We start from the raw sequence: 12834 nt of genomic DNA, 5'->3' as shown, positions 1-12834 counted from the left end.
AGTATGAAAGTAAGTTTCTTTATAGACCGCCCGGTATTCTCGGCGGTGATATCGATTGTGATTGTAATTGTCGGTATCATCGGTCTGACGATGCTTCCGGTGGATCAATATCCGCAGATAACGCCGCCCGTCGTGAAAATCAGCGCATCCTATCCGGGAGCAAGCGCGCTGACCGTATCGCAAGCGGTGGCGACTCCTATCGAACAGGAAATAAACGGTACTCCGGGCATGTTGTACATGGAGTCCAACAGTTCAAACTCCGGCGGCTTTTCGGCAACGGTGACTTTTGATGTGTCTGCCGACCCCGATTTGGCTGCCGTAGAAATTCAGAACCGTGTGAAGCTGGCGGAAAACCGTCTGCCTGCCGAGGTTATCCAAAACGGTATCTCGGTGGAGAAGCAGGCGCCCAGCCAGTTAATGACCATCTGCCTGACTTCCAGTGACCCGAAGTTCGATGAAATCTATCTGAGTAATTTTGCTACCATCAACGTGCTCGACCTCTTGCGCCGTATTCCCGGTGTGGGCCGTGTGTCCAATATCGGAAGCCGTTACTATGCCATGCAGATTTGGGCTATGCCGGACAAGTTGGCGAACTTCGGTCTGACCGTGCAGGACTTGCAGAACGCATTGAAGGACCAGAACCGTGAGTCGGCTGCCGGCGTATTGGGACAACAGCCGGTGCAAGGCCTCGACATCACCATTCCTATTACGACGCAAGGCCGTCTGAGTTCCGCTAAACAATTTGAGGATATTGTGGTCCGTGCCAATGCCAACGGGTCTATCATCCGTCTCCGCGATGTGGCGCGCGTATCGCTCGAAGCCTCTTCTTACAGTACGGAAAGCGGTATCAATGGCGAAAACGCAGCCGTTCTCGGCATCTATATGCTTCCGGGAGCCAATGCCATGGAAGTGGCGGACAACGTGAAGAAGGCTATGGAAGAAATCAGCGCGAATTTCCCCGAAGGAATGAGCTACGAGATACCGTTTGATATGACTACTTATATTTCGGAGTCTATTCACGAGGTATATAAAACATTGTTCGAGGCGTTGATTCTTGTGGTATTGGTGGTGTTCCTCTCGTTGCAGAGCTGGCGTGCCACTTTGATTCCCGTTGTCGCGGTACCCATATCCTTGATCGGTACTTTCGGCTTCATGCTGATTTTCGGCTTCTCGCTGAATATCCTGACTTTGCTGGGATTGATTCTCGCTATCGGTATCGTGGTGGATGATGCCATTGTGGTGGTGGAGAATGTGGAACATTTAATGGAGACGGAAAAACTCTCGCCCTATGAGGCCACCAAGAAGGCTATGAGCGGTTTGACGGGCGCTTTGATTGCCACTTCATTGGTGCTCTGCGCCGTATTCGTTCCGGTGAGTTTCCTAAGCGGTATCACCGGGCAGTTATATCGCCAGTTTACCATCACTATTGCGGTATCCGTATTGCTTTCTACGGTTGTGGCGCTGACGCTCAGTCCTGTGATGTGCTCGCTTATCCTGAAACCCGGTAGCGGAAAGAAAAAGAATATCGTGTTCCGTAAGATTAATGAATGGCTGAATATCAGCAATCATAAATACATAGGCGTCATCAGCCGTGTAATCAAACATCCCAGACGCTTGATGAGCGCATTCGGCATGGTGCTGATCGCTATCTTCATTATTCACCGTTTGATACCGACCAGCTTCTTGCCGGCCGAAGACCAGGGATACTTTAAGGTGGAGCTGGAACTGCCGGAAGGCGCTACACTGGAGCGTACCCGTATAGTGACCGATCGTGCGGTGAAGTATCTGGAAAAGAACCCGTATGTGGCTTATGTGCAGAACGTAACGGGTAGCAGCCCGCGTGTAGGAAGCAATCAGGCACGCAGTGAACTGACCGTTATCTTGAAACCTTGGGAAGACCGCAAGAATACTACCATTAACGAAATAATGGAGAAGGTGGAAAAGGACCTGACGGAATATCCCGAATGTAAAGTCTATCTTTCCACTCCGCCTGTGATTCCGGGATTGGGAACATCCGGCGGTTTTGAAATGCAACTCGAAGCTCGCGGTGAGGCTACCTTTGACAATCTGGTACAGGCAGCGGATACGTTGATGTATTATGCGCAGAAGCATAAGGAACTGACGGGACTTTCTTCTTCTCTGCAATCCGAGATTCCGCAACTCTATTTTGATGTGGACCGTGACAAGGTGAAGATGCTGGGTGTGCCGTTGGCGGATGTGTTCTCCACGATGAAAGCCTATACAGGTTCCGTATATGTAAACGACTTCAATATGTTCAACCGTATATATAAGGTGTATATCCAGGCGGAAGCTCCGTATCGTGAGCATAAGGAGAACATTAACCTGTTCTTTGTAAAGGCCGCCAACGGCGCAATGGTTCCGTTGACCTCGTTGGGTAATGCATCCTATACCACAGGCCCGGGTAGTATCAAACGTTTCAACATGTTTACCACTGCCGTTATTCGCGGTTCGGCTGCGCAGGGTTACAGTTCCGGCCAGGCGATGGAGATTATGGAACAGATAGCGCGTGAGCATTTGCCGGATAACATCGGTATCGAGTGGAGCGGACTTTCCTATCAGGAGAAGCAAGCCGGCGGGCAAACCGGATTGGTACTGACGCTGGTGTTCCTCTTTGTGTTCCTTTTCCTCGCTGCGCAGTACGAAAGCTGGACAGTGCCTATCGCAGTATTGCTTTCTTTGCCGGTAGCCGCTTTAGGAGCTTATTTGGGTGTTGCCGTCTGTGGGTTGGAGAATGATATCTACTTCCAGATTGGTTTGGTAATGCTCGTGGGACTTGCGGCGAAGAATGCCATCCTTATCGTAGAGTTTGCAAAGGTGCAGGTAGATAACGGGGGAGACTTGGTGCAGTCGGCCATTCATGCCGCCCAACTTCGTTTCCGTCCTATCTTGATGACTTCCCTTGCTTTCGTGCTGGGTATGCTTCCCATGGTACTGGCAAGCGGACCGGGGTCTGCAAGCCGTCAGGCAATCGGTACGGGAGTTTTCTTCGGAATGATTTTTGCCATTGTATTCGGTATTGTACTTGTACCGTTCTTCTTTGTCCTGATTTATAAGGCAAAGGCGAAAGTGCAGCACAAAATCAAGAAAGACTGATGATTATATTGTAAACGAATTCTGATTACATACTTATGAAGAGAAAAAATATATATATACTTCTGTTGCTCACCTCGGTTCTTTTTGCATCGTGTAAGGTAGGTAAGAGCTATGTACGCCCCGAAATGGCGTTGCCCGACAGTCTGGCGCAACAGCAGGACAGTATCAGCATTGCCGATGAGCAGTGGCAGGCGGTTTATACCGATCACACCTTACGCAGTTTGATAGCCCGTGCGTTGGAGTATAACAAGGATATGCTCATAGCTGCGGCCCGTGTAAAGGAAATGGCGGCGCAGAAACGTATCAGTGTAGCCAATCTGCTGCCTCAGTTGAATGGAAAGATAGGGGCGGAACGTGAAGTTGAGAACTATGGCGGTCATAGCCGTGATGTAGGAAACAGCTATGAGGCCAAGGCACTTTTGTCGTGGGAACTTGACCTTTGGGGGAATCTGCGTTGGAAGAAAGTCGCTGCGGTTGCCGACTATCTGCAAAGTGTGGAGGCACAGCGTGCCCTGCGAATGACGATTGTTTCCGAAGTGGCGCAGGCGTATTATGAACTGGTGGCGCTTGATACCGAATTGGAGATTGTCCGTCAAACGCAGAAAGCCCGTGAGGAAGGCGTGCGTCTCGCAAGAATCCGTTTTGAGGGCGGACTGACTTCGGAGACTTCCTATCAACAGGCACAGGTGGAGTTGGCGCGTACCGCTACGCTTGTTCCGGATTTGGAACGCAAGATTTCCATAAAGGAGAATGACATCGCCTTTCTTGCCGGGGAGTTTCCTACGCGTATCGAACGTAGCCGTTTCTTACAGGAACTGGATGTGCCGGAATCTTTGCCCGTAGGCTTGCCGTCCGATTTATTGGAGCGCCGTCCCGACATTCGTGCTGCAGAACAGCAACTTATAGCGGAACATGCCCGTGTAAAGGTAGCTTATACCAATATGTTTCCCCGTATTTCGCTTACCGGTCAGTTCGGTTTGGAGAGTGATGTCCTGTCCAACTTCCTTCAATCTCCTTATTCATTGCTGAATGGTGCGGTACTGACGCCGCTTTTCAATTGGGGAAAGAACCGGGCCGCGTTAAAAGCGCAGAAGGCTTCCTTTGAAGCCGAAGTACATAGCTATGAGAAGTCGGTGCTGAACGCTTTCAAGGAAGCTAAGAACGCGATAGTGGATTTCAACAAAATAAAGGAAGTGTATCAGTTGTGTCTCAAGTTGGAACGTTCAGCCAAAACGTACGTGGATTTAGCGCAGTTGCAATATATTAACGGTGTCATTAATTATATGGATGTTCTCGATGCCCAACGTGGATACTTTGATGCGCAAATCGGCGTCAGCAATGCCATCCGTGATGAACTGATAGCAGTAGTAAATGTTTATAAGGCGCTGGGCGGAGGCTGGCAGATAGAGGAATAAACCGTAAACTGTCTACGATAGAAACCAAGAGTGCTCTTGCTGGTTGTGGGAGTACTCTTGTTTTGTTTTAGCGCTCACTTTTAATTATTTCCCTTTTCGGTTTGCATTTCTTGCGGAAAAGAGCGAAATTTGCGACGCTTTTAAACGAAACTTTATTAACACCTTTAAATATTGAAGAGAAATGACTAAAAGTGCATTGCAAATTGCAAGGGCTGCCTATCAGCCCAAACTTCCGAAAGGGCTGAAAGGTACTGTAAAAGCAGTGGCTGGTGCGGCTACTCAGTCGGTTGCCGATCAGGAAGATATCAAAAAATTGTTCCCTAACACTTACGGAATGCCTTTGATTAAGTTCGAAACTACCGATGAGGCTGCTAACTTCCCCGCTATGAATGTGGGTGTTATCCTCTCCGGCGGTCAGGCTCCCGGTGGTCACAATGTGATTTCCGGTATTTTTGACGGTATCAAGAAGTTGAACAAAGACAGTAAACTGTATGGTTTCATCCTCGGCCCCGGTGGTTTGGTAGACCATAATTATATGGAACTGACTGCTGATATCATTGATGAATATCGCAATACCGGTGGTTTTGATATTATCGGTTCAGGTCGTACAAAGTTGGAAAAAGAAGAGCAGTTTGAAAAAGGTTTGGAAATCTTGAAAGAACTGAACATTAAAGCGCTGGTTATCATCGGTGGTGACGACTCTAATACAAATGCCTGCGTATTGGCTGAGTATTATGCTGCCAAGAATTGCGGCGTACAGGTTATCGGCTGTCCGAAAACTATCGACGGTGACTTGAAGAACGAAATGATTGAAACTTCTTTCGGATTCGATACGGCTTGCAAGACGTATTCTGAAGTAATCGGTAACATCCAACGTGACTGTAATTCTGCACGCAAGTACTGGCACTTCATCAAACTGATGGGACGTTCCGCTTCTCATATCGCTTTGGAATGCGCATTGCAGGTACAGCCTAATATCTGTATTATCTCCGAAGAAGTGGAAGCTAAGGATATGTCTTTGGATGATATCGTAACCGGCATCGCTCAGGTAGTGGCTAATCGTGCCGCACAGGGCAATAACTTCGGTACGGTTCTTATCCCCGAAGGTCTGGTTGAGTTCATTCCGGCTATGAAACGTCTTATTGCCGAACTGAATGACTTCTTGGCTGCCAATGCTGAAGAATTCTCTCAAATTAAGAAATCACACCAACGCGATTATATCATCCGCAAACTGTCTCCGGAAAATGCCGCTATCTATGCAAGCCTTCCTGAAGGCGTTGCACGTCAGTTGTCGTTAGACCGTGACCCGCATGGAAACGTACAGGTATCGCTCATCGAAACAGAGAAGCTGTTGTCTGAAATGGTAGCCGCTAAATTGGCTCAGTGGAAAGAAGAAGGTAAATACGTAGGTAAATTTGCTGCACAGCACCACTTCTTCGGTTACGAAGGACGTTGCGCCGCTCCGTCTAATTTCGATGCCGATTACTGCTACTCTTTGGGTTACGCGGCATCCGCACTGATTGCTAACGGCAAGACCGGTTATATGTCTTCCGTACGCAACACGACCGCTCCCGCCGAAGATTGGATTGCAGGCGGTGTACCTATCACAATGATGATGAACATGGAACGTCGTCATGGTGAAATGAAGCCTGTTATCCAAAAGGCTCTGGTGAAACTCGATGGCGCTCCTTTCAAGGCGTTCGCTGCTCAGCGTGACCGTTGGGCTGTGGAAACAGACTATGTTTATCCGGGTCCTATCCAGTACTTCGGTCCTACGGAAGTTTGTGACCAGCCTACCAAGACTTTGCAACTGGAACAAGGTAAATAATTGAAGTTCCTTAAGAACCCGATATTGATTTTTTAGGCACGGATTGCGCGGATTTCACGGAGAAAGAATAAAATATAATCCGTGATATGTGTGTAATTCGTGCCTGAATTTTATACTACGCGCATATGCCTGCTAAAACCGATACTGTGGCTCGCCACAAACCTGCCTCTCGTCGTAAGCCTGCTTCTCGCGGCATCGCTTCTTCCCGGAAAAAGAAACAGGCGGTATCTCGTACCATGCCTGTATGGGTACGCAATTTGTTGGCTTTTTGTATTATTGCAATATTTTCCGCCGGATTTTATTGGTTCTTTATCCGTCCTTACGCTTATCGTTGGAAACCCTGTTACGGGCTGAAAGGCTATGGAGTATGTATGCCTTGCAATTACGAAGTGCATGGCATTGATATTTCCCACTATCAGGGTATTATAGACTGGGATAAGCTTCTCCATAATAAAGAAGCGAAATTTCCCATACACTTTATCTTTATGAAAGCCACCGAAGGCGGTGATTATGGCGATGAGAACTTTACCGAGAATTTTGGTCAGGCACGGAAACACGGTTTTATCCGGGGGGCTTATCACTATTTTCTGCCTAAGACGGATGCGCATAAGCAGGCTGATTTCTTTATTAGCACCGTACAATTGTCAAAGGGGGATCTTCCGCCTGTTCTTGATGTGGAAACTACGGGAAAGAAGTCACCGCAAGAACTGAAACTTGCCGTTAAAACATGGCTCGACAGGGTAGAGGCGCATTATGGAGTAAAGCCGATTCTTTACACTTCTTACAAATTCAAGAAACGTTACCTCAACGATTCCATATTTAATTCTTATCCTTACTGGATAGCCCACTATTACGTCGATTCCGTAAAATACGAGGGTAAATGGCATTTCTGGCAGCACACCGATGTGGGTGATGTCCCCGGTATTGAAGAAGAAGTCGATTTGAATGTATTTAACGGTACATTAGAAGAATTGCTTGGCATGACTTTGCGATAGTTAACTTCATGGATGCAAGAAGTTAACTTGTTATCGTTTACTAAGTTAACTTCCTTACATCTGCTTAGTTAACATCATGAGGCTTCTGAAGTTAACTTTCCGCTTTCTCCCGTTTACCTGTTTGTTATGATACAAACTTTACCGCAGCCCAACGATTCTTCTCCTTATGATGTACGAAATGCAGTCCGTTACGTTCCGCTTCGGCTTGTATTACAGGGATGTCGTCCACATAAAAACCGCTCATGTATAGTTCCGAACCCGGGTGCATGCAGCTAACATATTGCTTCATGTCGTTCAGCAGGATATTACGGTTGATGTTGGCGATAATTACATCAAAAGGTCCTTTGCCTTTCAGTGCGGAAGCGTCTCCTTGAAAAACGGAAATGCGGTCTACACCGTTTAATTCTATGTTCTCGAGTGAGTTGCGTACGCACCATTCGTCTATGTCGATAGCTGTACAGGGTACGGCGCCGCGCATACGTGCCAGTATGGCGAGAATGGATGTTCCGCATCCCATGTCAAGCAAGGATTTGCCTTGCAGATTGTTGTCCAGCAATTCACCGATAATGAGGCTGGTCGTTTCATGATGGCCTGTACCGAATGCCATTTGCGGGTTAATGACGATATCGTATTCTGCTTGAGGAATGTCGTGGTGAAAGGTGCTGTGAATGACACAGCGGTCGCCAATGATAATGGGTTGGAAGAAATTCTTCTCCCATTCCTCATTCCAGTCTTTGTCTTCCGCTTCCTGATAAGTATATTCCACCTGTGTATCGGGCAGAGGAAAATTGGCAAGAGCTTCTTTGAGGGCATTCTCACTGTATAAATCCTTTTGAATGTAGGCCGCGATGCCGTCAGCTTGCTCTACAAAACTCTCAAAGCCTACTTCACCCAACACTGCCGATAAAACATCGTTGACGACTTCCGTACAAGGAGTGGTATGAAAAGCAAATTCTAAATATTTCATTGGAATATGATTGTTTGTTAAATGCAAAAGGCAGACATAGGAGAGAAACCTATTTCTGCGTATATTTGTTTTGGATACAAAGATAGGTGCATTTAGGGAAATCCCTATAAATCTTTGGGGAAAATCTTCTGTATGGGGTAAATCCCTGCGTTATCTTTGTGACGTGGAAAAGTATGGAATTGTAAACCCGTAAACCAAATGAATATGAAAAAGATTGTTTTTTTATCGCTTTTTGCTTTGTGCCTTCCATGGGTGCTTTCGGCTCAAAGTATAGATGACGACCTTTACTACGTTCCTTCCAAGAAAAAAGAAGAAAAGACGGAGAAGAAAAAAACTCCGGCTGCCGATGCGGTTGTAGTAAAGACGAATGCGCCGACTACGGTTTATGCGTCGCCGGGCAACACGACAATTGTAGTGAAAGACCGTAAAGGGAATATCCGTGATGTAGACGAGTATAATCGCCGCTATGATTCTAAAGACTATGACTTTTCACAAGAGAATGATACGCTTTATGTAGACGAAAAGGAAGATGATGGTCTGGACGGAGAATGGGTAAACGGTTTTGACGGTTCGGAAGATGATTATGAATATGCTACGCGTATTATCCGTTTCCGCAATCCTCGTTATGCCATCAGTATCGGCAGTCCGCTTTATTGGGATGTGGTCTATGGCCTGAACTCATGGGACTGGAACGTATATACGGATGGATTGTATGCGTATGCATTCCCGACGTTTACCAACCGCCTGTGGTGGGATTGGCGCTATAACTCTTACGGTTGGGGTGGTTATCCCTATTATGGCTGGGGTTGGAACAGTTGGTATGGTCCAAGCTGGGGCTTTGGCTGGAGTGTAGGATGGGGCGGCTGGTATGGCGGCGGTTGGTGGGGACATCACCACCATTATCATTCCGGATATTATCCCGGTGGCGGACACTGGGGTGGGGGGTATTACCCGCGCAATACGTATACCTACCGTCGTTCTTCGGGAACAAGCAGTTATAGAAATCCTTCTTCCTCTTCTGCGGTCCGCAGGTCGGGTTCGAGCGTGACTCGTGGCGGTTCAAGCTCTACTGTCCGTTCTTCGGGTACTTCGTCTTACAGACGGAATGCGCAAAGCGGCGCAACGACAACAAGGCGTGTGGTAGGTACGCGTTCATCCGGGACACGTAGCGGAGTAACTACACGTACGGATGCCTCTTCTACAAGACGTAGCGCATATACCCGCCCAAGCAGTACACGTGTGGGTTCCTCTGCTTCTACAGGCGTATCTCGCGGCAGCAGTGTAAATTCTACCGGAGTAAGGCGTTCAGGCAGCGGAAGTTCTTCCACTTATAATCGTGGCAGTTCCACATCGGCGCCCCGTAACTATTCTACGGGAAGCAGCAGCCGTCGTTCTTATACGCCCGTACAAAACAATTCTTCAACCCGGAGTTTTTCTTCGGGTAGCAGTAGCGGTTCACGCAGTTATTCCAGCGGCAGTAGCGGTGGCGGTTCCACTCGTTCGTCCGGTGGCGGAGGTGGCGGTTCTTCAAGAAGAAGATAGGTATAGTATTAATAGAAAAAGATTAAAAGGATATGAAGAAGATAATAACTTTGGCTGCTTGGGGGTTGCTGGCTGCAGCAGTCCCGGTGAGTGCGCAGACTGTGTACGATGCTGCTAAGATAGCGAATAAGGATTTGAATGGAACGGCGCGTTTTGTAGGTATGGGTGGTGCCATGGGAGCGTTGGGCGGTGATATTTCCACTATCGGGACAAACCCTGCGGGTATAGGCATTTACCGTAGTAATGATGCGATGATGTCATTCAGTTTTTCTTCTTATGGTACGGAAAGTAACTATATGGGAAGTAAAATAAATTCAGATAAAACAAGGGCTTCCTTTGATAATGCGGGCTTTGTACTCTCTTCAAAGATAGGTAATGCCACAGCCTTGCGTTATGTGAATTTCGGTTTTAATTACCATAAGGCTAAATCTTTTTATAAGAATATGTCAATGGGCGGTAACTTGGGAGCATACTCCCAAACCTTCCAAATGGCAGAACAAGCCAGAGGTATCGAAAGCTGGGGAAGTCATCCTTATAATGACGATAATGTAGGTTGGCTGTCCATTTTGGGCTATGACAGTTGGCTGATTTCTAATCTGACAACAGATAATACGGGTATGCCATATAAAGATGAAGATGGAAATCAGATAAAGAACAGTGACGGTACGCCGCTTTATGAGATGCCCGGTTTTTATTATGGGATGTATGAGAATGGCGATGCCACTTTCCGTTCGGAAGAACGTGGCGGTATCGAACAATACGATTTTAATGTTTCCTTTAATATAAACGACCGTGTATATCTGGGTTTGACTATCGGAGCTTATGCCATAGATTATAATAAATATACTTTCTATGATGAGAATTATACGGGAGATTACGCCGGTCAGGGATATAATCTGACTTCCTGGAATAGAATACAGGGTTCGGGATTCGATTTTAAATTCGGAGCCATTGTCCGCCCGTTCGAATATTCTCCGTTACGTATAGGTTTGGCTGTTCATACTCCTACTTTCTATAGCTTGGATTATAAGACAAGCGCTTTGGTACAGGCGGACGTACGTAATGAGGTAAGTGGAAATATCGAGCAGTATGATATTTATACTCCTGATATGATTAACGGTGATATGATTCGCCAATTCCGTCTTCAAACTCCGTGGACATACAATGTCAGTTTGGGATATACGATAGGCAATAGTTGGGCGCTGGGTGCGGAATATGAATACGAGGACTACTCGTCCATGAAGTTTAAGAATCCGGATGACGGTTTTTCCGATCTTTTCGAATACGAAAACAGTACCACGCCCATGATGAAAGGTGTAAGTACGATTCGCTTAGGCGCGGAGTATAAGGTGATTCCTCAATTTGCTTTGCGTGCGGGATATAATTATAGCACTGCCATTTTTAATAATGATGCTTATAAAGACCTGCCCTTAAATTCCATTCAGACCGATACGGATTTTGCCAATACAAAGGCGTTGAGCAACTATACTTTGGGTATAGGTTACCGTGGTTCTATGTTCTATGCGGATTTGGCATATAAGTTCTCTTCTTATAAAGAGAATTTCTATCCGTTCGTGGAAATGGAGCGCGAAGTGGAAAACGGAGTGGAGTATAGAGTACTTCAGGGTACTCCCGCTGTAACGAAAGTAAAGAACACCCGTAGTCAAGTATTGTTGACACTGGGCTTGCGTTTCTAAAAAAAACATTGTTTTTCAGAGCAAAATAACCTTTCATTGCAATACCTTAGGGTATGAAGAAATCCCCGCTATGATTCCGTAGCGGGGATTTCTGTGCATAAAAAAGGACTTGCAAAATCTGCAAGTCCTTTTTTATATATCTGTATTTCGGATTATTTCTTGAAATAGCGGTTGTACAGGCCTTCGAAACCTTTACCGTGACGAGCTTCGTCCTTAGCCATTTCATGAACAGTATCATGGATAGCATCCAGATTCAATGCTTTAGCGCGGGTAGCGATGCGTTTCTTGTCTTCGCAAGCGCCTGATTCGGCGTTCATTCTCTTTTCGAGGTTGGTTTTAGTATCCCATACGCAGTCGCCCAGCAATTCAGCAAACTTAGAAGCGTGTTCTGCTTCTTCCCATGCGTAACGCTTGAAAGCTTCAGCTACTTCGGGATAACCTTCACGGTCTGCCTGACGGCTCATAGCAAGATACATACCTACTTCAGTACATTCACCCATGAAGTGGTTGTTCAAATCCTTAATCATTTCATCGTCACATCCTTTGGCTACGCCGATAACGTGCTCGTCGGCAAAAACCAACGGACCGCCTTCCTGCGCTTCTTCTACTTCAACGAATTTGCTTGCAGGAGCTTTACACAAAGGACATTTCTCAGGAGCTGCGTCTCCTTCATATACGTAACCGCAGACAGTACATCTAAACTTTTTCATTTTACTTCAGATTTTAATTAGTTGAATTAGTTATTCGTTATTTTGGTTAATTGTTCGTTTTCTAAACAGTTTTTGCAAATACCTTTATAATAATAATGGATTTCTTGCACTTCGTGCCCGCCCATATCCATCTCCTCTACCTGTCTGATGTTGGCGTTGCATTCCAAATCATATATTTTTCCGCAATGCTTGCACAAAAAATGGGCGTGAGGAGTGGTATCCGCATCATAGCAGGTATTTCGTTCGTCAATTGTCAATGTCTGTGCAGCACCTTGCTCACTGAGTAACTTTAAAGTGTTGTAGACAGTTGTTTTAGACAATGTAGGAATGGAAGGGGAAAGCGCCGTATAAATCTCGTCCACCGTGGGATGCGTACAATGCTCCATCAGATAGTTCATAATGGCTATGCGCTGTACTGACGGTTTGATATTATGATTTTGCAATCGCTTTATTACATCCATATCATCTGTAATTCAAACTTGTAACAATTACATTTTTAATTCTCTTGCAAAGATAGGTACTTCTTTGATTTATCCAAAAGAAATTAGAGATTTTTTTTATACAGA

At 46.2% G+C, this 12834-nt stretch carries 9 protein-coding genes; 6 read left to right on the top strand and 3 right to left on the bottom strand.

Features of this window, described 5'->3' with window-relative positions; all coding sequences use genetic code 11:
* Positions 1 to 3 precede the first annotated feature (3 nt).
* From BUB52_RS12715 to BUB52_RS12700, 4 genes are all read left to right on the top strand, one after another.
* Positions 4 to 3114: an efflux RND transporter permease subunit gene (locus BUB52_RS12715; RefSeq protein ID WP_009120574.1), complete on the top strand. Its 3111-nt coding sequence runs from the start codon at positions 4 to 6 to the stop codon at positions 3112 to 3114.
* A gap of 35 nt (positions 3115 to 3149) precedes the next feature.
* Positions 3150 to 4529 carry an efflux transporter outer membrane subunit gene (locus BUB52_RS12710; RefSeq protein WP_009120575.1) on the top strand — a complete coding sequence of 460 codons (1380 nt, stop codon included), beginning with the start codon at positions 3150 to 3152 and terminating at the stop codon, positions 4527 to 4529.
* Positions 4530 to 4710: 181 nt separating this feature from the next.
* The gene (locus BUB52_RS12705; RefSeq protein ID WP_009120576.1) at positions 4711 to 6357 is read left to right on the top strand and encodes a diphosphate--fructose-6-phosphate 1-phosphotransferase; all 1647 of its coding nucleotides are present in this window, start codon (positions 4711 to 4713) and stop codon (positions 6355 to 6357) included.
* A gap of 125 nt (positions 6358 to 6482) precedes the next feature.
* On the top strand, positions 6483 to 7352 hold the full coding sequence (locus BUB52_RS12700; RefSeq protein WP_009120577.1) for a glycoside hydrolase family 25 protein: 870 nt from the start codon (positions 6483 to 6485) through the stop codon (positions 7350 to 7352).
* A gap of 124 nt (positions 7353 to 7476) precedes the next feature.
* Here BUB52_RS12700 and prmA read toward each other — a convergent pair whose 3' ends face one another.
* On the bottom strand, positions 7477 to 8319 hold the full coding sequence (gene prmA, locus BUB52_RS12695; RefSeq protein WP_009120578.1) for a 50S ribosomal protein L11 methyltransferase: 843 nt from the start codon (positions 8317 to 8319) through the stop codon (positions 7477 to 7479).
* Between the two features lie 204 nt (positions 8320 to 8523).
* Between prmA and BUB52_RS12690 the strand changes: the two genes are divergently transcribed.
* A complete protein-coding gene (locus BUB52_RS12690; protein ID WP_039950254.1) occupies positions 8524 to 9861 on the top strand; it encodes a hypothetical protein in 1338 nt (445 codons plus the stop codon).
* 32 nt (positions 9862 to 9893) lie between these two features.
* Positions 9894 to 11558, top strand: a complete 1665-nt coding sequence (locus BUB52_RS12685) for an OmpP1/FadL family transporter (RefSeq protein WP_009120581.1) — start codon at positions 9894 to 9896, stop codon at positions 11556 to 11558.
* Positions 11559 to 11710: 152 nt separating this feature from the next.
* Here BUB52_RS12685 and BUB52_RS12680 read toward each other — a convergent pair whose 3' ends face one another.
* A complete protein-coding gene (locus BUB52_RS12680; RefSeq protein WP_009120582.1) occupies positions 11711 to 12268 on the bottom strand; it encodes an NADH peroxidase in 558 nt (185 codons plus the stop codon).
* Positions 12269 to 12294: 26 nt separating this feature from the next.
* Complete coding sequence (locus tag BUB52_RS12675) at positions 12295 to 12729, bottom strand: Fur family transcriptional regulator (RefSeq protein ID WP_009120583.1); 435 nt, start codon at positions 12727 to 12729, stop codon at positions 12295 to 12297.
* Positions 12730 to 12834: the final 105 nt, after the last annotated feature.

Source organism: Bacteroides clarus YIT 12056 (assembly GCF_900129655.1).
Classification (GTDB): Bacteria; Bacteroidota; Bacteroidia; order Bacteroidales; family Bacteroidaceae; genus Bacteroides; species Bacteroides clarus.
The sequence above is the reverse complement of the archived record's forward strand: the minus strand, read 5'-3'. Positions and strand labels throughout refer to the sequence as shown.